The organism is Nocardia sp. JW2 (assembly GCF_051843015.1).
GTDB lineage: Bacteria > Actinomycetota > Actinomycetes > Mycobacteriales > Mycobacteriaceae > Nocardia > Nocardia coubleae.
The window spans coordinates 37548-59170 of record NZ_JBPXLK010000015.1 but is presented as its reverse complement, the minus strand read 5'-3'; the positions used below and the strand labels follow the sequence as shown (position 1 = coordinate 59170).

The window sequence follows — 21623 nt, the reverse complement described above, 5'->3', positions numbered from 1 at the left end:
GGGTCGGGGGCGGCGACTACGGTGGACACATGGCTGGCGAGAATCAGACGGTGGTGTCGGCGCCGATCGCGAAGAAGGTGCCCGTCGAACGGGTGCACCACGGCGACACGTTCGTCGACGAGTACGAGTGGCTGCGGGACAAGGAAGATCCCGAGGTCATCGCGTACCTGGAGGAGGAGAACGCCTACACCGCGGCGCGCACCGATCAGCTGCAGCCCCTGCGGGACAAGATCTTCGACGAGATCAAGGCGCGGACCCAGGAAACGGACCTTTCGGTGCCGACCCGGCTGGGGGAGTACTGGTACTACTCGCGCAGCTTCGAGGGCAAGCAGTACGGCGTGCACTGCCGCTGTCCGATCGACGCCAAGGCCGAGGGCATCGACGCCTGGACGCCGCCGCAACTCGAGGTGGACACCTCCATCGAGGGTGAGCAGGTGCTGCTCGACAGCAATGTGCTCGCCGAGGGTCTGGACTTCTTCGCCCTCGGCGCGTTCTCGCTGAGCCACGACGGCAACCTGCTCGCCTACTCGGTCGACAGCACCGGCGACGAGCGCTACACCCTGCGCATCAAGGACCTGCGCACCGGCGAACTGCTGCCCGACGAGGTCGTCGGCGCCGCACCGGGGGCCACCTGGTCGCTGGACGGGACGCACATCTTCTATCAGACCGTCGACGAATCCTGGCGCCCCGACACCGTGTGGCGGCACCGCGTCGGCACCGCGTCCACCGACGACGTGAAGGTCTTCCACGAGCCGGATGAGCGCTACTGGGTGAGCGTCGGTGCCACTCGCTCCGAGAAGTACCTGATGATCTGGCTCGGTTCCAAGATCACCACCGAGGGCTGGGTGCTGGAGTCGGACAACCCCGAGGGCGAGTTCCGGGTGCTGCTGCCCCGGCGCGAGGGCGTGGAGTACTCGGCCGAGCACGCGGTGATCGCGGGTGCGGACCGTTTCCTGATCCTGCACAACGACGTGGTCGACGGCGTGAAAGCGGAGAACTTCGTCCTCGCCGAAGCACCTGCCACCGACCCGTCGGACATGACGGTCCTGATCGGGCACCGCGAGGACGTGCGGCTCGAGGACATCGACGCCTTCGCCGACCACCTGGTGCTCGGCTACCGCCGCGGCGCCCTGCCCCGCCTCGCGGTGTGGCCGCTCACCCCGGCGGGCTACGGCGAGCTGACCGAACTCGAGTTCGGGCTCGAATTGTTCTCCGCCGGTATGGGATCCAGCCCGGAGTGGGAGCAGCCGACGCTGCGGGTGGGTGTCACCTCGTTCATCACCCCGATGCAGGTGTTCGACTACGTGCCCGCCACCGGGGAACTGCTGCTGCGCAAGGAGCAGCCGGTACTCGGCGGCTACAACGCCGAAGAGTATGAGCAGCACCGGGATTGGGCAGTGGCCTCCGACGGCACCCGCATCCCGATCTCGCTGATCCAGCGGCGCGATCTGCCGCCCGGCCCCAAGCCGATGCTGCTCTACGGCTACGGCTCCTACGAGGCGAGCATCGATCCGTCGTTCTCGGTGTCGCGGCTGTCGCTGCTTGACCGCGGCATGGTGTTCGCGGTGGCGCACGTGCGCGGCGGCGGCGAGATGGGCCGGCTCTGGTACGAGCACGGCAAGACCCTGTCGAAGATGAACACCTTCACCGACTTCGTCTCCGTGGCAAGTCATCTCGTCGACGCGGGCACCACCGCACCCGACCGGCTCGTCGCCGACGGCGGCAGCGCGGGCGGTCTGCTGATGGGCGCGGTGGCCAACCTGGCGCCGGAGCTGTTCGCGGGCATCCTGGCCAATGTCCCGTTCGTCGACCCGCTCACCTCCATCCTCGACCCGTCGCTGCCGCTGACGGTGATCGAGTGGGACGAATGGGGTAACCCGTTGGCCGACAAGGACGTCTACGAGTACATGAAGTCGTACTCGCCGTACGAGAACGTCGAGGCCAAGGACTATCCGCCGATCCTGGCGATCACCAGCCTCAACGACACCCGTGTGCTGTACGTGGAACCGGCCAAGTGGGTCGCCAAGCTGCGCGCCACCAAGACCGGTGACAGCGAAGTGCTGCTGAAAACGGAGATGAGCGCGGGCCACGGCGGGGTGAGCGGCCGCTACGAGAAGTGGAAGGAAGTCGCGTTCGAGTACGCCTGGGTGCTGGACACCGTGGGCCTCGCCGACAAATAGACGGACGCTAGGAGTTCATCGCGCAACCACGTGGGCGTCACCTCCGGCTGCCATCGTTGACACATGAACGGCGAGCTGATCGTTTCGGTGTCGGGAATCCGGGATACCACGCGCGATGCCGCGATCGAGTTCGCGGAGCTGATGGATCAGCGCGGGGTGCGGCTGTCGTTGCTGGTCGCGCCCCGGCTGAAGGGCAAATACCGGCTGGTCGACGACCCGGCGACGCAATCGTGGTTGCGCGGGCGACGGCTGGCCGGTGACGCCATCGTGCTGCACGGCTACGACCAGGCGGCCACCAAGTCGCGGCGGGCCGAATTCGCCACGCTGCCCCGGCACGAGGCGACGCTGCGGCTCAAAGCGGCCGACCGGGTGATGGAGCAGGTGCAGTTGCGCACCCGGCTGTTCGCGGCCCCGCGCTGGGACGCCTCGGCCGGTGCGCTCGCAGCCCTCCCCGACGTGGGTTTCCGCCTCGCTCTCGGCCTGACCACCATGCTCGACCTGGAAAACAATGTGGCGCAGCGCTCGCGGGTGTACGGCATCGGTGAGGGCTTCCGGGCCGAACCCTGGTGGTGCCGGGCGCTGGTGATGGGCGCGGCCCGCACGGCCCGGCGCGGCGGCGTCCTTCGCCTGGCGATCTCGGGGGCGCAGTTGCAGCGCTCCGGCCCGCGTCAGGCCGTGCTCGACGCGGTCGACCTCGCGCTCTACCACGGTGCCCGCAGCACCGTTTACCGCTGGGAGCCGGTCCCGGCCAGCAAGGCCGCCTGACCGGCCCCGCCGCGCGCGAATCGGCGATCACCCGCGCGCGGCGGTGGCCTATCGGCTGCCCTGCCTTCGCTGTCCGAATATTCGCGCTGCAATCGTGCCCGTTTCGAAGCCGCCGGTCGGCTGCCGCACGGTTACGATCCTCGAGCGTAATTCGAGGGTTTCCGCTAGTTGTGTGAACACAGCAGGAGGCAGCGCTGATGACGGGCACCGCGACGAAAGCCGCGACAACCACGAAATACCTGTCCTGGGTGACATTGGCGCTGATGACCACGAGTTCGGTGGCCAGTCTGCGTTCGGCACCGACAATGGCCGTCTACGGACTGGCCTGTGTTTTCCTCTACATTGTTCCCGCCGTTCTCTTCCTCATGCCTACCTCGCTGGTGGCGGCGGAATTGGCCTCGGGCTGGGACGGCGGTGTCTACAAATGGGTGGGCGACGGCCTGAGTAAACCGCTGGGTTTTCTCGCGGTGTGGTGTCAGTTCGCCATGACGATTTTCTACTACCCGAGCTTGCTGGCTTATGTGGCAAGCACTTTCGCCTACATCATTCATCCGTCGCTCGCCTCGAACGGTCCGTATGTGGCGATCGTGATCATCACCGTCTACTGGGCGGGGGTGTATGTGTCCTCGCGCGGCACCAAGACGGTCGCCGGGCTGTCCAGCATGGGGCTGATCATCGGCACGCTGATTCCCGGGACGCTGCTCGTCGTCCTCGGGCTGGTGTTCCTCAGCCAGGGCAATCCTTCGGCGGCACCGATGGACTCGGCGCATCTGCTACCGGCCTGGACCGGCCTGGCGAGCCTGGTCCTGATCGTGAACAACTTCCTGTCCTACGCGGGAATGGAGATGAACGCGGTCCACGTGTCGTCGTTGCGCAATCCCGGCAAGGAATTCCCCAAGGCCATGGCATTGGCGGCAGGGTTGGTGCTGGTCATCTTCATCCTGCCCGCCCTGGCGATCAGCTGGGTGGTGCCCTCGGCCAGCCTGAGTCTGACGGCCGGCGTGATGCAGGCGTTCGACGGATTCTTCAGTCATTTTCACATCGGATTCCTCACCCCGATCGTCGGCATCGCCCTGGTGGCCGCCGCGCTGGGCGGGATGCTCACCTGGCTGGCCGGACCCTCCAAGGGGTTGCTGCTGATCGGGCGGAGCGAGGGTTATCTGCCGCCGGTTCTCACCCGGCTCAACAAGCACGGTGTGCAGCAGAACATGCTGGTCGCCCAGGGCGTTTTCACCACGGCCATCGCCCTGCTCTACGCATTGATTCCCAATGTGTCGAGCGCGTATTGGATCCTGTCGGTGATCACCACGCAGGTGTATCTGATCATGTATGTGCTGATGTTCGCAGCGGCCGCGAAATTGCGCCGCGACGACCCGGATCATCCCCGTGGTTACCGGGCGCCCGCGTTGTACGCGCTGTGTCTGCTCGGGTCGGTGTCCTCGGTGGCGGCGTTCGCCATCGGTTTCGTTCCGCCCTCGCAATTCGGTAGCGGTAATCCGCTGATGTATTTCGCGATCGTCGGCGGTGGGATGGGCATCGTCGGGTTGCTCATTCCCTATCTGTTCTATCGGAATCGCCGGGAAAGCTGGAAGATCGCCGTTCCGCAGGAGGCTCAGTGATGAGTACCGCAGATGCCCCCGATCGCGCCAGGATCTGGATATACCTCACGGCCGCCGTGCTGCTCGTCGTCTTCGCCTTGATCGGGCTGCTCACCTTCGACGAAATCCACCGGAACAACGAGGCGACCGCGAAAGCCCAACAGCTGCACAGCAATTTGCTCGCGGCGGGCCTGCCCGCGCCCGAGCCGGATGTCATCGCCTCGGCGCTCGGTGACGACGGTGGTTCGGTGTGCCAGGACCCGGACGCCGCCCACATCAAGGCGAAATACCAAGCCGCGCTGAGCAATGGCGCATCAGGGCCCGGACAGCGCCCGGTGATCGGCTCGAAGGAGGCCGCCGAGGCGGTCGGCCAGGCGATCGCCGTCTACTGCCCGCAACACCTGGCCGACTACCGTGCACATCTCGACACCCTGCATCTCGACGACACGACGAAGTGAGGCCACCGATGACGAAGGCTCCCGATGTCGACGCGCTGCGCGCCAAGGTTTCCGGACTCATGGGCGAGGCGAAAAACGACCTCGCACAGCTGGTTTCGTTCCGGTCCGTGGCCGACCCGCGCCAGTTCCCGGCGGAAGGCTGCACGCGGGCCGCGCAGTGGGTGGCCGACGCGTTCACCGAGCTCGGGCTGACGGTCGGCCTGCACGAGACACCCGACGGCAGCCAGGCCGTGATCGGGCACCGGCCGGGTCCGCCCGGCAGCCCGACGGTGCTGCTGTACTGCCACTACGACGTGCAACCACCACTCGATGACGAGGCATGGGAAACCCCGGTCTGGACGCTCACGGAGAAGGACGGCCGCTGGTACGGTCGCGGCGCCGCCGACTGCAAGGGCAATATCGTCACCCACCTCACGGCCCTGCGCGCGATCGGCCCCGACTTCCCGGTGGGCATCAAGCTGGTGTCGGAGGGCTCGGAGGAACAGGGCACCGGCGGGCTGGAGAAATTCGTCGTGGCGAATCCCGAGCTGCTCACCGCCGACGCCATCCTGGTCGCCGACTGCGGCAATTTCGCCGTCGGCCTGCCGACCTTCACCCAGACCCTGCGCGGGCAGGTGAATGTCGTCGTCACCGTGACGACCCTCGCCGGGCCGATGCATTCGGGCATGTTCGGTGGGCCCGCACCCGACGCGCTGGCGGCGATGATCCAGCTGCTGTCGTCCCTGCGCGACGAGCACGGCAACACCACCGTCGACGGCCTCACCGCCGACCAGCAGTGGACCGGGGTGCAATATCCACCCAAGGACTTCCGGGCCGACGCGGGCGTCCTCGACGGCGTGGACCTGATCGGCGGCGGCACCGTCGCCGACATGTTGTGGGCCCGTCCGGCGCTGACCGTGCTGGGCATGGACGTGCCCGCGGTGGTCGGCTCGTCGGCGGCGATCCAGCCGAGCACGCGGGCACGGCTCAACCTGCGCATTCCGCCCGGCACCGACCCACAACACGCCTACGAACTGCTGGAAAAGCACCTGCGGGCGCATACCCCGTGGAACGCGCGGCTCGACATCGAACTGGAGGGGCTCGGCGAACCGTTCGTCGCCGCCGAACACGGCCCCGCCCGCGACGCCATGTCCGAGGCGATGGCGACCGCGTACGGCCGACCGGCCACGACGGAAGGTCAGGGCGGTTCCATCCCGCTGTGCAATGTCTTCGCCGACACCTACCCGAAGGCCGAGATCATGCTGATCGGGGTCGAGGAACCCAAATGCCTCATCCACGCGCCCAACGAGAGCGTCGATCCGAGCGAGATCGAGCACATGGCGCTGGCCGAGGCGTTGTTCCTGAGTACCTACGGGCGCTAGAACTGGTCCTGGTCCTCGGGGTCGATCACCCGGAACTCGGTACCGGCCGGCGCCATCTCGGCGAGGCGGCCGAAGTAGATGCCGTGCGCGGAGCGATCGATGATGCCGAAATGGATCGGCAGGGCGGTGCGTGGGTTGACCGCGCGCAGGTAGTCGACGGTGTCCCAGATCCGCATCCACGGGGCGACGGCCGGGATGGCGAGCACGCCGACCGGCACCGGCGGCACCCACAGCGAATCACCCGGATGCACCAGTTGGGCGGGGTCGGCGGCGGTGCCCAGCTGGAAGACCGTGTTGTCGATCACCGGGATCTCGGGGTGGATCACCGCGTGGCGGCCGCCGCCACCGGTGATCTGTAAGTCACCGATGTCGAGCACCTGACCGGCCGATACCGGCTCCCAGCCCTCGCTGCGCTGCTGGGCGGTCTGCGGGTCGGACAGCAGCCGCGCGCCCGGATTGGCGTCGATCAGGTCGGCGATCCGGTTCGGGTCGATGTGGTCGGGGTGCTGGTGGGTCACCGCGATCGCGTCCAGACCGGTGATGCCCTCGAACCCGTGCGCGAAGGTGCCGGGATCGAACAGCACTTTCGCGCCGTGCAGTTCCACGAGGATGCAGGAATGGCCGAAGTGGGCGATACGCATGACCCGATGCTAGGCCGATCCCGGCGGACCCGGAGGAGGTAGCGCAGCGTGTCCACGCAGGGTCCTCGGGGGTCGGCCTCATCGAGCACAGCGCCACCGACCCCGGAACGCGGGCACGACGGCCGGGTCAACTAGGATTTCTGCGTAACCCCCACACCACATGAGGAGCATTGCGTGGCACGAGTCGTGGTCGAGGTCATGCCGAAGGCCGAGATTCTGGACCCCCAGGGGCAGGCCGTGGTCGGCGCGCTCCCACGTCTGGGATTCGCCGGCATCTCGGATGTACGGCAGGGCAAGCGATTCGAGCTCGAGGTGGACGACAGCGTCTCCGACGCCCAGCTCGAACAGATCGCCGAGGCGCTGCTGGCCAATACGGTGATCGAGGACTGGAAGGTCGTCCGGGTCTCATGAGGGAGCGGAGCGAGCTCACAATGGGCACAGCTGCCCCAGCGCTCATGCCGGAGCCGAGCGTCAGCGAGGCGGAGGCATGAGTGCTCGCATCGGGGTCATCACGTTCCCGGGCACGCTCGACGATGTCGACGCGGCCCGCGCGGTGCGCCTGGCGGGCGCCGACGCGGTGAGCCTGTGGCACGCCGACGCCGACATCAAGGATGTCGACGCGGTGATCGTGCCCGGTGGCTTCTCCTACGGCGACTACCTGCGCTGCGGCGCCATCGCCCGGTTCGCGCCGGTGATGGGCGAAGTGGTCCGGGCCGCCGGTCAGGGCCTGCCGGTGCTCGGCATCTGCAACGGCTTCCAGGTGCTGTGCGAGGCCGGGCTGCTGCCCGGTGCGCTCACCCGCAACGAGGGCCTGCACTTCATCTGCCGGGACGAGTGGCTCACGGTCGAGGCGACCAACACCGCCTGGACCTCGCGGTACGAGCCGGGTGCGCAGATCCTCGTCCCGCTCAAATCGGGTGAGGGCCGTTTCCAGGCGTCGACGCAGGTGCTCGACGAGCTGGAGGGTGAGGGCCGCGTGGTGTTCCGCTACTCCGGTGACAACCCGAACGGTTCGCAGCGCGGAATCGCCGGCATCTCCTCGGCCAACGGCCGGGTCGTCGGCCTGATGCCGCACCCCGAGCACGCCACCGAGGCGCTCACCGGGCCGAGCGACGACGGTCTCGGGATGTTCTTCTCCGTGATCGACAGCTTCGTCAACGCCTGAATCAGTCCAACCGGTCGATGATGTCGAAATCGACCCCGTCGGCCCGCGCCAGGTGCGTGGGGCCGACGGCCTGATTGCCGAGGAAACCGCGCCGGGTGGCCGGGCCGTCGACGGCGAAACCCTCGGCCAGCCGGGCCTGCACGGTCGGCACGTCGAGCGTGCCGACGGTGTCGGCCACACCGCGTAGCAGGTGCACCGCCTCATAGGTGGAGTTGCCGAACGTCGTGAGCACCGGGGCGAACTTCCCCTGGTGGCGGCGATAGCGAGCGCGGCGGCCGTCGTTGTCGTCGAGGAAGAAGCTCGAGGCGACATACAGGTTCTTGTTGGCGCCGGGGCCCGCGCTGAGCAGCACGTTCTCGTCCACCGCCGGGCTGAGACGCGGCAGGAAATCCGACAGCCCCACCGCGGTGAACTGCCTGTTGAACCGGGCGGTGTCGGCACCGACCATCAGGATCAGGACGGCATCGGCGAACAGCAGGGTGGGTTCGTCCAGGAAGTTCGCGAAGTCCGTGGTGCCCATCGGCACATAGCGTTCCAGCACGATATCGGCCGGTGAGGGCAGCGCGCGACGCAGCGCGTGTGCGGTCTGGCGCGGCCAGACGTAGTCGTTGCCGATCACCGCCCAGCGGCGCACTCGCAGCTCCCGGCCCATCCACGCGGCGGCGGGCACGGTCTGGTGATCGGGATGTTCGCCGACCATCAGCACGCCCGCGCGCTCGTCGGGCAGGCCTTCGTGGTCGGTGGCGTACAGATACGGCACCCGGCTGTCGACGGCGGTGGCGACCGCACGGCGCACGGCCGAGGTATGCCAGCCGGTGATCGCGCCGACCATTCCGGTGGCGAGCAGCGCCTCGACTTCGGTGGCGACCACGCTCGGTGGGCGGCCGCCATCGATGGTCGTGAGCCGGATCTCACGGCCGAGAATCCCTGTGCCGCTGTTGATTTCGTCTACTGCCAGCGATATCGCCGCTGTACAGGACGGTGCGATGATGCCACCCGGGCCCTGGGTGGGCACGATCGAGAGAATCTCGATCGTCTCATCCCGGCTCTCGTCGAAGGTGGGCATTCTGTACTCTATCGCCTAGCTCGAGCAGCATTGTTCGAATGAATTTCTCGGCAGGTGGGAATGCGATCGGTGTCCATCATAAGTGGCTGTTCCACGCTGCACGGCGCGCTGCGCTCGGCAGAGCGAAATTGGGTGCGCCGATTAGACGCGGCGCTGTCGGCCGACAACCTCACCGACGACCACTGGGCGATTCTCACCCAGTTGTCCACCGAGCACGGCGTGACCATGTCGGAGCTGGCCGCGCAGGCCCGCCTCGCCCCGTCCTCGGCCACCCGGCACGCCGACAATCTCGCCGAGCGCGGCCTGATCTTCCGCGTCGCGGCGACCGATGACCGACGGCGGATTCTCATCGGGCTGAGCAGCCTCGGCGCCAAGCTCGTGGCCAGGATCCGGCGGGAAGAACAGCTGGCCGAAGAGGAGTTGAAGGCGCGGCTGGGAGCCCGGCGCTACAACGACCTCGTAGCCGCCCTCGCCGTCATCGCAGACCAGTAGCGGGTGCCGGTCCCGGCGTTCGGCCGCCGGAGCCGACGGTATTGCCCCTAGGATCGGCCCTATGCCGGTATCTCTGACTGCGGCCACGGCCAGTGGATTGTGTGCGTTCATCGATGCTTCGCCGTCGCCGTTCCATGTGTGCGCCACGGTCGCGGCGGAATTGGATGCCAATGGCTTCACGCCGTTGACCGAGGCGCGGTCCTGGGACGACGCGGGTGGGAAACACTATGTGGTCCGTGGCGGTTCGCTGATCGCCTGGGCCGATTACGACGCGGCGCCCGCCGACCCGTTTCGCGTGGTCGGGGCGCATACCGACAGCCCCAATCTGCGGGTGAAGCAGCATCCGGATCTGGCCGGGTCGGGCTGGCAGCTGGTCGGGCTCGAACCCTACGGTGGTGCCTGGCTGAATTCGTGGCTCGACCGGGAGCTGGGGATCTCGGGGCGGCTCAGTGTGCGCGACGGTGCGCGGATGCGCGACGTGCTGGTGCGCGTCGACGAACCGATTCTGCGGGTGCCGCAGCTGGCGATCCACCTGTCCGAGGACCGGCGCGGGGTGACGCTCGACCCGCAGCGTCACGTGAACGCCATCTGGGGCATCGGTGATTCGCCGGCCTCGTTCCTGGACTTCGTGGCCGAGCGTGCAGAGGTGGACGGTGACTCGGTGCTCGGCTGGGAACTGATGACCCACGATCTGGCACCGAGCACCATCGTCGGCCGCCGGCACGACCTGGTGAGCGCGCCGCGCCTGGACAATCAGGGCACCTGTTACGCCGGACTGCAGGCCTTCCTCGCCGCCGCCGACGACCCCGGCGCGGCCACGGCGGTGCTGGTGATGTTCGACCACGAGGAAGTGGGCAGTCAGTCCGATCGCGGCGCCCAATCGGATCTGCTGCCCGCCGTGCTCGAGCGGATCGTGCTCGCCCGTGGTGGCGGACGCGCGGATTACCTTGCCGCACTTGCCGGTTCGGTGGTCGCCTCCGGTGACATGGCCCATGCCACGCACCCGAACTATCCCGACCGGCACGAACCCGCGCACCGGATCGAGGTCGGCGGCGGGCCGGTGCTCAAGGTCAACCAGAACCTGCGCTACGCCACCGACGCCGCAGGTGCCGGGGCGTTCGCGCTGGCGTGCGCCCAGGCCGAGGTGCCGTTGCAGCGGTATGTGCACCGCGCCGACCTGCCGTGCGGATCGACCATCGGCCCGATGACCGCGGCCCGCACCGGCATATCCACCGTCGACGTGGGCGCACCGCAGCTGGCCATGCATTCCTGCCGCGAACTGATGGGTGCCGCCGACATCCCCGCCTACGCCTCGGCGCTGGCCGCCTTCCTCACGCCGACGCCACTGGACTGAGGCCGATAGGTGATCACCGCGTACACCAGGACCGCGAAAGTGGCCCACACGTAGGTACTTCCGATGATCTGCTGCCACCACGCCCAGTCCAGCTCGTGATCGCGGTTGTGCGGCAGCAACCATTGCGGGCCGATGATGAACACCACCGTGAACACGGCGACCAGCGTCGTGAACGCGCGCGAACGCCTGCGCACCGCCAGGTCGACGGCGACGACGAGCGCCGGCGCCACCCACACCCAGTGATGCGACCACGACACCGGCGAGACGAGCAGGATCGCGGCGGCGTTCACCAGCATGGCCGCGACGTCACGACCCGCTTCGATGAGCCGGTACATCCACACCGCCGCCAGGGTGATCGTCAACGCCGACAGCAGGATCCAGAGCGCGGTGGCCGCCGAGGAGTCGATGCCGAGCCGGTACAGGGTGCCCTTGATCGACTGGTTCCCGGCGAAATACGGTGTGCCGATGCGGCCGGTGTCGGTGACGGTGTGGAACCAGTACTGGACCGAGTCGCTCGGGAAGAGCAGGAAGCCGACGCCGATGGCACCGGCGGCCGAAACCACCAGCGTCGCCGCGGCTTTCCAATCGCGGCGCAGCAGGAAGTACAGCAGGTAACCGGCCGGGATCAGCTTGATCGACACGGCGATGCCGATCAGCATTCCGCGGGGCCAGAACGGTTTGCGCACCAGGATGTCGACCGTGACCGCGGCCATCAGGATCAGATTGATCTGCCCGAAATTGACCGTCTGCCGCACCGGTTCCAGGAACTGCGCCAAGCCGAGACCGGCGATCACCACCGCGAGCACCGTGATCCGGTCGAACTCGGGCCGCACCCGGATCAGCACGAGCCACAGCGCGATCGCCAGGCTCAGCAACGAGGTGGTGAGCACGAGCACCTCGGCCGCGACCAGCGGCAGCAGGGCGAGCGGGACGAAGAACAACGCGGCCAGCGGGGGATAGGTGAACGGCAGCCCGAGCCCGCGCACCGGCGGCATCGGTCCGTACAGGTCGCCGCCGTCGAGCCAGACGCGGGCACCGGTGCGGTACACCTGCAGGTCGATGAAGGCGGTCCACCAGTTCGCGGCGAAGGCGATCACGCCGGAGACCACGAACAACGCGATCGCGGCGACCAGCAGGCGCCGTTGCCGACCCGGCCGCGAGTTCTGTTCCCGATCCCGGGCACCCGACGCGATGCGCGCGGAAAACGGCGGCTCTACCTGCTCGGCAACCCCCGGACTTTCGTTCACGGCGCCAGCGTAACGGGTGCTCACCGCGGCGAACCGCAAGTGTGATCAGACCGGATCCGCGCACCACCGGCGGCCGGGGAGTACAGGCGGCGGGCCGCGACGGCCCTACCGATAGACTCGGAGCCAAGTTCCCCCCCGGCCGAAAGGACCCTGGTCTCCCGTGACACTGCAGGTCGACACCGTCGCCACCGCCGCAGCCACCCCGGATGCTCCGCAGCCGTACAAGGAACTCGGTCTCAAAGACGACGAGTACGCCCGCATCAAGGAGATTCTCGGCCGTCGGCCCACCGACGCCGAGCTGGCCATGTACTCGGTGATGTGGAGCGAGCACTGCTCCTACAAGTCCTCGAAGGTGCACCTGCGCTACTTCGGTGAGACCACCACCGACGAGATGAAGGCCTCGATGCTGGCCGGTATCGGCGAGAACGCCGGTGTGGTCGACATCGGCGACGGCTGGGCCGTCACCTTCAAGGTCGAAAGCCACAACCACCCGTCGTACGTGGAGCCGTACCAGGGCGCGGCCACCGGCGTCGGTGGCATCGTGCGCGACATCATGGCCATGGGCGCGCGCCCGATCGCGGTGATGGACCAGCTGCGCTTCGGCGCGGCCGACGCCCCCGACACCCGTCGCGTGGTCGACGGTGTGGTGCGCGGCATCGGCGGCTACGGCAACTCCCTCGGTCTGCCCAACGTCGGCGGCGAGACGGTGTTCGACGCCTCCTACCAGGGCAACCCCCTCGTGAACGCGCTGTGCGCGGGCGCGATGCGCGTGGAAGACCTGCATCTTGCCTTCGCCTCGGGCGCGGGCAACAAGATCATCCTGTTCGGCGCGCGCACCGGCCTCGACGGCATCGGCGGTGTGTCGGTGCTCGCCTCCGACAGCTTCTCCGGCGACGAGTCCGGCACCGGCCGCAAGAAGCTGCCCGCCGTGCAGGTGGGCGACCCGTTCACCGAGAAGGTGCTCATCGAGTGCTGTCTCGACCTGTACAAGGCCGGGCTCGTGGTCGGCATCCAGGACCTCGGCGGCGCCGGACTGTCCTGTGCCACTTCCGAACTCGCCGCGGCGGGCGACGGTGGCATGCACATCGACCTGACCAAGGTGCCGCTGCGCGCCAAGCACATGACCCCCGCCGAGATCCTGTCGAGCGAGTCGCAGGAGCGCATGTGCGCGGTGGTCACCCCCGAGAACGTCGACGCGTTCATGGCGGTGTGCAAGAAGTGGGACGTGCTGGCCACCGTCATCGGTGAGGTCACCGACGGCGACCACCTCGTCATCAGCTGGCACGGCGAGACCGTGGTCGACGTGCCGCCGCGCACCGTCGCCCACGAGGGCCCGGTGTACGAGCGCCCGGTGCAGCGCCCGGACTACCAGGACGCGCTGATCGCCGACACCACCGCGAACCTGCCCCGGCCCAAGACCGCCGACGAGCTGCGCGAAACCCTGCTGACGATGCTGGCCAGCCCGCAGCTGTGCAGCCGCAAGTGGATCACCGAGCAGTACGACCGCTATGTGCGCGGCAACACCGTGCTCGCCGAGCACGCCGACGCCGGTGTGGTTCGCATCGACGAGACGTCCGGGCGCGGCATCGCCCTTGCCACCGACGCCTCGGGCCGCTACACCAAGCTCGACCCCTACACCGGCGCCCAGCTGGCGCTGGCCGAGGCCTACCGCAATGTGGCGACCACCGGTGCGACCCCGAAGGCCGTCACCAACTGCCTGAACTTCGGCTCGCCGGAGGACCCGGGCGTGATGTGGCAGTTCCAGCAGGCCGTGCGCGGTCTCGCGGACGGTTGCGCGGCGCTCGGCATCCCGGTCACCGGCGGCAACGTGAGCTTCTACAACCAGACCGGCAAGGACGCCATCCTGCCAACCCCGGTGGTCGGCGTGCTCGGCGTGATCGACGACGTGCACCGTCGCATCCCGACCGGTCTCGGCCTCGAACCGGGCGAATCGCTGATCCTGCTCGGCGACACGCACGACGAACTCGACGGCTCCATCTGGTCGCAGGTGGTGCACGGGCACCTCGGTGGTGTGCCGCCCAAGGTCGACCTGGCCCGGGAGAAGCTGCTGTCGGAGGTGCTCGTCTCCGGTTCGCGCGACGGCATGATCTCGGCGGCCCACGACCTGTCCGAGGGTGGTCTCGCGCAGACCGTCGTCGAGGCCGCGCTGGCCGGCGAGACCGGTTGCCGCATCGTGCTTCCCGAGGGCAGCGACCCGTTCGTGCAGCTGTTCTCCGAGTCGGCCGGACGCGTGCTCGTCGCGGTGCCGCGTTCGGAGGAGACCCGGTTCACCAAGATGTGCGACGCGCGGCAGCTGCCGTGGGTGCGCATCGGCGTGGTCGACCAGGGTTCGGATTCGATCGAGGTGCAGGGCCAGTTCTCGGTGACGCTCACGGAATTGCGTGAGGTTTTCGAGGGCACGCTGCCTAAGCTGTTCGGAGCGCACACCTAGAGCAGGAGGAGCCGAGCTTGACCACATCGGAGACGAGCTCGGCCCCCACCGGCGCCACCGCTGCACCCGCCGACAACCCGTTGTTGCGCGGGGTGCACCTGGTGGAGCGGTTCTTCCACCCGAACTACACCGGGTTGCTCGTGGCGACCATGTTGTTCGGCTGGTCGCTCACACCGTCGCTGCTGCCGCGCGACTGGTTCTTCCAGGGCCTGGTCAGCGGCATCAATGCCACGATCGGGTACGGCCTCGGGTGTGGGCTGGCCTGGGCTTGGCGGCGGTGGGTGGTGCCGCGGGTGACGGTGCCGGAGCAGATCGCCGCGCGATGGGCGCAGCGGCCGCGGTGGACGCTGATGGCGGTGAAGGCGTTGATCGTGGTGGCCTGCGTGGTGTTCGCGGTGCTGATGTCGATCCAATCGGGCCGCTGGCAACGCGAGATCACCGATCTGATGGGGATGGCGCCGGTTTCGGACTCCTACGCGCGCACAGTGCTGCTCGGTGCCGCCGTGGTCGGGCTGCTGATCTGGATCGCGCGCGCAGTGCGCAAGTTGGTGCGTGCGGTGGCGCGCGGTCTCAATCAGTGGATTCGGGTGCCCGCGTCGTTCGCGCGACCGCTCGGGGTGCTGATCGTGGTGATCGGCGCGGTGCTCCTGTTCAACGGCGTGCTGGCGAAAGCCTTTTTCACCGTGGCCAATTCGGCGTTCAGCGCGCGCAACAGCCACACTTCCGCGCACGCGATCCAGCCGACGCTGCCCGAACGGTCCGGCAGCCCCGGCTCGCTGGCGGCGTGGGAAACCCTCGGTTCCGAAGGCCGCTGGTTCGTCTCGAACGCACCGACCGCGCTGGCGATCAGCCAGGTCACCGGCAAACCGGCCCGCGAACCCATCCGGGTATACGCGGGGCTGGAATCGGCCGACGGATTCGAGGCGCAAACCGACCTGGCCGTGGCCGAACTCGAACGAACCAAGGCCTTCGAACGCAAGGTGCTGGTGGTGATCAGCACCACCGGCACCGGCTGGGTCGACTCGACCAGCGCCGAATCGGTGGAGTTGATGTTCGGCGGGGACAGCGCTCTGGTCGCCACCCAGTACTCGTACCTGCCGAGTGCGCTGTCGTTCCTGTCCGACCGGGACAAGTCGATGAGCATGGGCCGCATGCTGTTCGACAAGGTCTACGAACGCTGGTCGACGCTGCCCGAGAACGCTCGGCCCAAGCTGCTCGTCTACGGAGAAAGTCTCGGTTCCCAGGGGTCGGAGGGCGCGTTCTCCGGGCTGGCCGACATCCGCAACCGCACCGACGGTGTGCTCTGGGTCGGCCCGCCCAACTCCAACCGGCTGTGGTCGGAATTCGTCGCCCGCCGTGATCCGGGGACCGACGAGATCACCCCCATCTTCGCCGACGGGCTCTCGGTGCGCTTCGCCGCCAGTGCCGATCAGCTCGCCCGGCCGTCGGACAAGTGGACCGATCCGCGCATCGTCTACCTGCAGCACGCCTCGGACCCGGTGGTGTGGTGGTCGCCCGACCTGCTGTTCAGCAGGCCCGACTGGCTCGGGGAGAAGCGTGGTCCCGATGTGTCACCGGCGATGTCGTGGTATCCGATCGTCACCTTCTGGCAGGTGGCGGCGGATCTGCCACGGGCGCAGTCGGTCTCGAACGGGCACGGCCACAACTACGGCAACCTGGTGCCCGATGCCTGGGCGGCGATCGCCCAACCACCGGACTACACACCGGAATTGGCGCAGCGGATCCGGCTGTTCCTCGAAGAATCCGCTGCCACCGAGCATCAGCTGAAGTAGCCGAACCCCTCGATCGGCTACTTCCGGCTACGAGACCGACTTGAACGGATTGTGTTCGGCGATCAGCTGTTCGATGCGTGCCTCGTCGAGGCGGCTCATCACGGTCTGGGATTCCTGCTGATCGCGCACCACCTTGGCGAGGGTGAAGCAGCTCGTCACCAGGAACAGGCCCGACATGGCGAGGAAGGCGCGCTGCCAGCCGTCCAGCGGCAGGTAGGCGATGCCCGCGCCGGTGCCGAACAGGCTGACGGCGAAGGCGATCGCGGCCTGGGCCATGTAGGCCGTGGTGTTCTTCGGCTTGGCATTGGGTGTGCTCATGGAACAAGCATGGGCGGCGGGGGTTTCGCGCGGGCGCGTGAAACTACTCACCGGCGATGGGTAGTTTGCCGAAAGTGACCGACCCACCACTCACAACGTCTGCCCCCGGCGCGCCCGCCAGCCATACTTGATCGGTGTCTGCGACCGGGTCGACCCTCGTCACGCTGCGTACGCGCGGCAAGCGGGTGGTGCGGCGCGTCGAGGACATCGTCGATCTGAACTATCCGGGGCTCGTCGTCGCCACCCTGTTCTTCGCACTGTCGGTGACGCCGTCGCTGGTGCCGCGCGACTGGTTGTTCCAGGGGCTCATCAGTGGGATCAACGCGGCCATCGGGTACGGGCTCGGGTGTGTGCTCGAGTGGGCGTTGCGGCGGTGGGTGCGGCCACGGATTCCGCTGGCCGGGCCCCCTGACCGGGTGCGATACGCCATCAAGGCCGTGGTGCTCGTGGTGTGCGCGGTCGTGGCGGCCGGGATGCTCGTGCAGTCGGCGCGCTGGCAGCGCGAGATCACCTCGCTGATGGGGATGGAAGGTACGACCACCCCCGCGTATCTGCGGACCGGGCTGCTCAGTGTGGCGGTTGGGGTGGCGGTGGTCGCGGTGTACCGGACGGTGCGCGCGCTGATCCTCGTGCTGGCCCGTCAGCTCAACCAGTGGGTGCGGGTGCCGCGCGAATTGGCGCCATCGGCCGGGGCATTGGTGCTGGTGGTGTTCGCGGTGACGGTGTTCAACGGGGTGGCCTCGCGGGCGTTCTTCGCCGTCGCCAACTCCGCGTTCAGTGTGCGCAACGACCGGACCACCGAGTACGCGGTGCAGCCGGTGGCGCCGGAGAAGTCCGGGAGCCCGGCTTCGCTCGCGCCCTGGGAGACACTCGGTTTCGAAGGGCGGTGGTTCGTCGCCAACGGTCCCGACGCGGCCGACATCGCCGCGGTGACGGGAAAGCCCGCGCGCGAACCGATCCGGGCCTATGTGGGGTTGGAATCGGTGCGCGGGGAGCAGACGGCGGCCGAGCTGGCGGTGGCCGAACTCGAGCGGACCAAGGCCTTCGAGCGGGCGGCGATGGTGGTGGTGACGACCACCGGCACCGGGTGGGTGAACGGGATGGCGGCCGGTTCGCTCGAATACCTCTACGGAGGTGACACGTCGATCGTGGCCACCCAGTACTCGTATCTGCCCAGCGTGCTGTCGTTTCTGTCCGACCGGGAGAAGGCCGCGGCGGCGAGCCGTGAGCTGTTCGACGCGGTGTACCGGCGGTGGTCGGCGCAACCGGAAGAGCTGCGGCCCAAGCTGTTCGTGTACGGCGAGAGTCTCGGGTCGCAAGGGTCGGAGGAGGCCTTCGAGGGGTTGGCCGATCTGCGGGAGAAGGTCGACGGGGCGCTGTGGGTGGGGCCGCCCAATTCCAATCGGCTGTGGCGGCAGTTCGTGGCTCGGCGCGATCCGGGGTCGCGAGAGGTGGCGCCGGTTTATGCCGATGGGCTCGTCGTCCGGTTCGCCGATGATGCAATGGATTTCGACTCGCCGGAGGTATGGCGCGAGCCCCGCATCGCCTACCTGCAGCATCCGTCCGACCCGATCGTGTGGTGGTCGGCGGACCTGATCTTCACCCGGCCGGACTGGTTGCGTGAACCGCGCGGTGACGATGTGTCGACGCAGATGCGGTGGGCGCCGTTCGTGACGTTCTGGCAGGTCACGGCAGATCTGACCAACGCGCAAGGGGTGTCGGACGGGCACGGGCATCGGTACGGGAGTCTCGTGCTGGACGGGTGGTTGGCGGTGACGGGGCTTTCGGTGAGCGCGGATGTGGTCGAGAAGGCCAGGGTGGCAGTGGAATCCGCCGAGAAGCTGGAGCGGGAGGTGAAGTGAGAGCCGGGCGCGCGTTCATGCGGCGCCGGGCACGCGCGCGGAGCACTCGAGTGCGCCGAGTGGTCGAAGTCGGTGTGGCGCTGTGTATACCGCCGGTGTGGAACAACTGGGTGCTGCCTGCCCTCGGTCTGCCTCTGCGCGGACGATCGGTGGCCAACGTGGTGTTCGCCGGCGCGTACACCGGGGTGTTCCGTGGTCGCCCGAACTGGTTGTCCGCCAGCGGTTTACGGTGGGGTCTCGGTAGTTCTGCGGTGGTTCTCGCGGGTTACGGCGTGGTCTTGGCCGTTCCGGCGCTGCGCAAGCTGCCCGCCGAAGTCGCGGTGCGCGTCCCCGAAACCTCCACCCTCGAATGGATCGCCGTCCACATTCCCGTCGGCACGGTCCTGGCCGAGGAAGCCGTCTTCCGTGCCACCCTCGACCCGCTCCTCGATTCCCGCGGCTGCCCGCCCGTCGTCGGCGCCGCCGACTTCGCCCTCTGGCACATCCACCCCGCCCGCACCGCGGGCGACTCCCTCCCCGTCACCCTGGCCGCGACCACCGTCGCCGGCCTGATCTTCAGCGCCCTGCGCCGCCGCGCCGACAGCGCCACCGCCCCAGCCCTCCTGCACCTCACGATCAACGCGGGCGGCGCCCTGTTGCCCACCCTGGCCACCTACGTCGAGACCCGACTTGCCGCCGGATCAGGTATCGGCCGACTGCGAGGCCCGATGACCATCCAGCCCTAGGGGCGGCCGCGATGTCACGGACCGCGATGCTTGGGCGGCGGTTTCGGCCTTCTCCGCGCGTCCGGTAACTCGGGACATACGGTCTGTCGATTGCTGTCGGGGGCGGTCGGTAGCGTTGCGTGTCATGGCTGGTCGGAATGTGGTCGATCCCGCTCAGGTGCGGGCGGCGGTGTTGGCGGTGGCGCAGTGGTTGGGGGACGCGGGTGTGGCGGCGCCGGGGCGGGCCGAGTTGGGGGCGGCGGTGAAGGGGACGGCGCGGGCGTTGGCGGCGAGTGCGCCGGGGCATTCGGTGGAGGTGCGGGTGCCGCCGTTCGTCGCGGTGCAGTGCATCGAGGGGCCTCGGCATACCAGGGGGAATCCGCCCAATGTGGTGGAGACCGATGCGCGGACGTGGTTGTTGCTGGCCACCGGGCTGCTGGAGTTCGACGACGCCGTGGCTTCGGGCGCGGTCTCGGCTTCCGGGACCAGGGCCGCGGAGATCGCGGGTTGGCTGCCGATCGTCCCCTTGTCCGCACCGCGCTGAACCGAGACGTGGCCGGACCTGCGCGACCGGTGCGGTCCCCGCACCGCACGGTGACTCCCCGTCGCGCGCGTCGTCAGTCGGAGTGGTTCTTGCGGTGCAGGCCCTTGTAGTCGTAGTAGCGGGTGATGATCGTGCCCGCCACGACGGCGATCGCGATGCCGAGCAGTGCCATCCAGATGCCGCGATCGAGGCCGGCCGAGTAGTTCGCGTCGAAGTACAGGATCGAGCGCACGCCGAGGAACACCTGGTGCATCGGTTCGAATTCGGCCAGCCAGGACAGGTAGGTCGGGGTCGCCTCGATGGGCACGGTGCCGCCAGAGGAGGGCAGGCCGAGGATGACGAACAACACCAGGTTCACCAGCAGGCCCGCCGTGCCGAGCGCGGCCAGCGTCATCAGCGCCGTCCAGCCGACCGCGACCATGGCGAGCACCGAGTACAGGTACAGGGCCAGCGGATTGTCGATCGGCATGCCGACGAGCTTGGCCGCCAGCAGGAACACCGCCGAAACCACCACCGCGACAACCGTCGACACGCCCCACTTGACGAGCAGGGTGTGGAACCGGGAGATCGACGACGTCGGATAGTGCACGAACCACGGCCCGTACTCGGTTGGCACGAAACCGAACTGGGCGTCGACCATGGTGTGGATGACCATCGCCCCGACCATTCCCGCCAGCAGCAGGAGCAGGGCGTAGAAGAAGGCCGTCAGGCCCTGACCGGTGCCGGGTGGCAGCGGCCGGTACTCCTGGGTGACGGTGTCGATGGGACTCTGGAGGCTCAGCATCGCCGCACCGGAGATCTGCGGTGCGGGCGCGCCCTCCGGCGTCTGCGCGAGGGTGGCCTGCACCTGGTCGACCAGCTGGACACCGACCTGCTTGTCGACCTCGGCCAGCGCCTGCTCGCCGATTCGCTGCAGAATGGCGTCACCGTAGGCGCCCATACGCGGATTGGTCTGCAGGGTGATGATGGGCTGTTCCATCTCGCCGGGCACGATCGAGCCCGCGCCGAGAATTCCCAGGCGTTTGCTGAAGTCGCCGGGGATGATGATCGCGCCGTACACCTGGCCGGTGCGCAGCAACTGCTCGGACTCCGGCTTGCCGACCACCCGCAGGTCGATCTTGTCGGCGGGCACGTTCGCGACGAGCGCGTCGGTGACCTGCTTGCCGAAGTCGACGCGGCGCTGCTCACCACCGGTGTCGAGGACATCGCCCACATCGAGGTTCACCAGCGCGACCGGGAAATCGTGCAGATTCTTCTCCGGATCGGCCACATAACCCAGGTACATCACCCCGAGCAGACCGGTGAGCACGGCGAGCACCAGTGTCGGGGCGAACACAATCTTGGCCCAGTGACGCCGAGGGCGCGTCGATGTGTCGAACATCGCTCCACGGGCGGACGTCGTGCGGGAATCACTCGGCGTCGACCTGGCGTTTTCACTGTTCGAACGCGATTCACCGGCTGCAACGTCTGCACTGTCGTCCGTCGTCACAACCGGCACGGTAACAGCTCCACGCGGCCGATCAGGGTGTTCCGCGCGGAGATTGCTGCCGGGATGCGAGCACCCGTGGTACGCACCGGCGATTCACCCGTAGACTGACGAGTGCCCCCAGCCCGCCCGAACAG

At 68.1% G+C, this 21623-nt stretch carries 19 protein-coding genes; 14 read left to right on the top strand and 5 right to left on the bottom strand.

Features of this window, described 5'->3' with window-relative positions:
• The first annotated feature begins 29 nt into the window (after window positions 1-29).
• The 5 genes from ACSVDM_RS20695 to ACSVDM_RS20675 all read left to right on the top strand — a co-directional run bounded on the left by ACSVDM_RS20695 (window position 30) and on the right by ACSVDM_RS20675 (window position 6362).
• A complete protein-coding gene (locus ACSVDM_RS20695) occupies window positions 30-2180 on the top strand; it encodes a S9 family peptidase (protein ID WP_439267116.1) in 2151 nt (716 codons plus the stop codon).
• Between the two features lie 63 nt (window positions 2181-2243).
• A complete protein-coding gene (locus ACSVDM_RS20690; protein WP_067640755.1) occupies window positions 2244-2945 on the top strand; it encodes a DUF2334 domain-containing protein in 702 nt (233 codons plus the stop codon).
• Between the two features lie 197 nt (window positions 2946-3142).
• Window positions 3143-4564 (top strand): APC family permease, encoded by a 1422-nt coding sequence (locus ACSVDM_RS20685; RefSeq protein WP_439267113.1) that lies wholly within the window; start codon window positions 3143-3145, stop codon window positions 4562-4564.
• Complete coding sequence (locus tag ACSVDM_RS20680; RefSeq protein ID WP_439267112.1) at window positions 4564-5001, top strand: hypothetical protein; 438 nt, start codon at window positions 4564-4566, stop codon at window positions 4999-5001. The genes ACSVDM_RS20685 and ACSVDM_RS20680 overlap by 1 nt, the downstream gene beginning before the upstream one ends.
• An 8-nt stretch (window positions 5002-5009) precedes the next feature.
• Window positions 5010-6362, top strand: coding sequence for a dipeptidase (locus ACSVDM_RS20675; RefSeq protein ID WP_439267110.1), 1353 nt, complete (start codon window positions 5010-5012; stop codon window positions 6360-6362).
• Here the strand turns inward: ACSVDM_RS20675 and ACSVDM_RS20670 are convergent.
• Entirely contained in the window at window positions 6359-7003 is a 645-nt protein-coding gene (locus ACSVDM_RS20670; RefSeq protein ID WP_067492318.1) for an MBL fold metallo-hydrolase, read from the bottom strand. The two genes, ACSVDM_RS20675 and ACSVDM_RS20670, sit on opposite strands and share 4 nt — an antisense overlap.
• A 174-nt stretch (window positions 7004-7177) precedes the next feature.
• On the opposite strand from ACSVDM_RS20670, the gene purS reads away from it, so the two are divergent.
• The gene (gene purS, locus ACSVDM_RS20665) at window positions 7178-7414 is read left to right on the top strand and encodes a phosphoribosylformylglycinamidine synthase subunit PurS (RefSeq protein ID WP_056818769.1); all 237 of its coding nucleotides are present in this window, start codon (window positions 7178-7180) and stop codon (window positions 7412-7414) included.
• Window positions 7415-7490: 76 nt separating this feature from the next.
• The gene (gene purQ, locus ACSVDM_RS20660; RefSeq protein WP_439267107.1) at window positions 7491-8168 is read left to right on the top strand and encodes a phosphoribosylformylglycinamidine synthase subunit PurQ; all 678 of its coding nucleotides are present in this window, start codon (window positions 7491-7493) and stop codon (window positions 8166-8168) included.
• Window position 8169: 1 nt separating this feature from the next.
• Here purQ and ACSVDM_RS20655 read toward each other — a convergent pair whose 3' ends face one another.
• Window positions 8170-9234 carry a substrate-binding domain-containing protein gene (locus ACSVDM_RS20655; RefSeq protein ID WP_439267105.1) on the bottom strand — a complete coding sequence of 355 codons (1065 nt, stop codon included), beginning with the start codon at window positions 9232-9234 and terminating at the stop codon, window positions 8170-8172.
• Window positions 9235-9294: 60 nt separating this feature from the next.
• Between ACSVDM_RS20655 and ACSVDM_RS20650 the strand changes: the two genes are divergently transcribed.
• Together ACSVDM_RS20650 and ACSVDM_RS20645 are read left to right on the top strand one after the other, a co-directional pair.
• Entirely contained in the window at window positions 9295-9726 is a 432-nt protein-coding gene (locus tag ACSVDM_RS20650; protein ID WP_439267104.1) for a MarR family winged helix-turn-helix transcriptional regulator, read from the top strand.
• A gap of 61 nt (window positions 9727-9787) precedes the next feature.
• Window positions 9788-11080, top strand: coding sequence for a M18 family aminopeptidase (locus ACSVDM_RS20645; protein WP_439267102.1), 1293 nt, complete (start codon window positions 9788-9790; stop codon window positions 11078-11080).
• On the opposite strand, the gene ACSVDM_RS20640 is transcribed toward ACSVDM_RS20645, so the two are convergent.
• On the bottom strand, window positions 11032-12327 hold the full coding sequence (locus tag ACSVDM_RS20640; protein ID WP_439267100.1) for a glycosyltransferase 87 family protein: 1296 nt from the start codon (window positions 12325-12327) through the stop codon (window positions 11032-11034). The genes ACSVDM_RS20645 and ACSVDM_RS20640 overlap by 49 nt on opposite strands.
• A 160-nt stretch (window positions 12328-12487) precedes the next feature.
• On the opposite strand from ACSVDM_RS20640, the gene purL reads away from it, so the two are divergent.
• Both purL and ACSVDM_RS20630 read left to right on the top strand, forming a co-directional pair.
• Window positions 12488-14779 (top strand): phosphoribosylformylglycinamidine synthase subunit PurL, encoded by a 2292-nt coding sequence (gene purL / locus ACSVDM_RS20635; RefSeq protein WP_357148926.1) that lies wholly within the window; start codon window positions 12488-12490, stop codon window positions 14777-14779.
• Window positions 14780-14796: 17 nt separating this feature from the next.
• Window positions 14797-16572: an alpha/beta hydrolase gene (locus tag ACSVDM_RS20630; RefSeq protein WP_439267098.1), complete on the top strand. Its 1776-nt coding sequence runs from the start codon at window positions 14797-14799 to the stop codon at window positions 16570-16572.
• Between the two features lie 27 nt (window positions 16573-16599).
• Here ACSVDM_RS20630 and ACSVDM_RS20625 read toward each other — a convergent pair whose 3' ends face one another.
• A complete protein-coding gene (locus ACSVDM_RS20625; protein ID WP_067640771.1) occupies window positions 16600-16890 on the bottom strand; it encodes a YiaA/YiaB family inner membrane protein in 291 nt (96 codons plus the stop codon).
• A gap of 134 nt (window positions 16891-17024) precedes the next feature.
• On the opposite strand from ACSVDM_RS20625, the gene ACSVDM_RS20620 reads away from it, so the two are divergent.
• The 3 genes from ACSVDM_RS20620 to ACSVDM_RS20610 all read left to right on the top strand — a co-directional run bounded on the left by ACSVDM_RS20620 (window position 17025) and on the right by ACSVDM_RS20610 (window position 20000).
• Window positions 17025-18752: an alpha/beta hydrolase gene (locus ACSVDM_RS20620; RefSeq protein WP_439267096.1), complete on the top strand. Its 1728-nt coding sequence runs from the start codon at window positions 17025-17027 to the stop codon at window positions 18750-18752.
• Window positions 18753-18802: 50 nt separating this feature from the next.
• Window positions 18803-19477 (top strand): CPBP family glutamic-type intramembrane protease, encoded by a 675-nt coding sequence (locus ACSVDM_RS20615; protein WP_439267094.1) that lies wholly within the window; start codon window positions 18803-18805, stop codon window positions 19475-19477.
• Between the two features lie 124 nt (window positions 19478-19601).
• On the top strand, window positions 19602-20000 hold the full coding sequence (locus ACSVDM_RS20610) for a sterol carrier family protein (protein ID WP_067640775.1): 399 nt from the start codon (window positions 19602-19604) through the stop codon (window positions 19998-20000).
• A gap of 73 nt (window positions 20001-20073) precedes the next feature.
• Here the strand turns inward: ACSVDM_RS20610 and ACSVDM_RS20605 are convergent, their stop codons facing one another.
• Window positions 20074-21381, bottom strand: a complete 1308-nt coding sequence (locus ACSVDM_RS20605; protein ID WP_439267092.1) for a YhgE/Pip domain-containing protein — start codon at window positions 21379-21381, stop codon at window positions 20074-20076.
• Window positions 21382-21623: the final 242 nt, after the last annotated feature.

Excerpts from the sequence above, each read along its gene's own strand:
- ACSVDM_RS20695 (WP_439267116.1), top strand. The coding sequence starts at position 30 with ATGGCTGGCGAGAATCAGACGGTGGTGTCGGCGCCGATCGCGAAGAAG.
- ACSVDM_RS20690 (WP_067640755.1), top strand. The coding sequence starts at position 2,244 with ATGAACGGCGAGCTGATCGTTTCGGTGTCGGGAATCCGGGATACCACG.
- ACSVDM_RS20685 (WP_439267113.1), top strand. The coding sequence starts at position 3,143 with ATGACGGGCACCGCGACGAAAGCCGCGACAACCACGAAATACCTGTCC.
- ACSVDM_RS20680 (WP_439267112.1), top strand. The coding sequence starts at position 4,564 with ATGAGTACCGCAGATGCCCCCGATCGCGCCAGGATCTGGATATACCTC.
- ACSVDM_RS20675 (WP_439267110.1), top strand. The coding sequence starts at position 5,010 with ATGACGAAGGCTCCCGATGTCGACGCGCTGCGCGCCAAGGTTTCCGGA.
- ACSVDM_RS20670 (WP_067492318.1), bottom strand. The coding sequence starts at position 7,003 with ATGCGTATCGCCCACTTCGGCCATTCCTGCATCCTCGTGGAACTGCAC.
- purQ (WP_439267107.1), top strand. The coding sequence starts at position 7,491 with ATGAGTGCTCGCATCGGGGTCATCACGTTCCCGGGCACGCTCGACGAT.
- ACSVDM_RS20655 (WP_439267105.1), bottom strand. The coding sequence starts at position 9,234 with ATGCCCACCTTCGACGAGAGCCGGGATGAGACGATCGAGATTCTCTCG.
- ACSVDM_RS20650 (WP_439267104.1), top strand. The coding sequence starts at position 9,295 with ATGCGATCGGTGTCCATCATAAGTGGCTGTTCCACGCTGCACGGCGCG.
- ACSVDM_RS20645 (WP_439267102.1), top strand. The coding sequence starts at position 9,788 with ATGCCGGTATCTCTGACTGCGGCCACGGCCAGTGGATTGTGTGCGTTC.
- ACSVDM_RS20625 (WP_067640771.1), bottom strand. The coding sequence starts at position 16,890 with ATGAGCACACCCAATGCCAAGCCGAAGAACACCACGGCCTACATGGCC.
- ACSVDM_RS20610 (WP_067640775.1), top strand. The coding sequence starts at position 19,602 with ATGGCTGGTCGGAATGTGGTCGATCCCGCTCAGGTGCGGGCGGCGGTG.
- ACSVDM_RS20605 (WP_439267092.1), bottom strand. The coding sequence starts at position 21,381 with ATGTTCGACACATCGACGCGCCCTCGGCGTCACTGGGCCAAGATTGTG.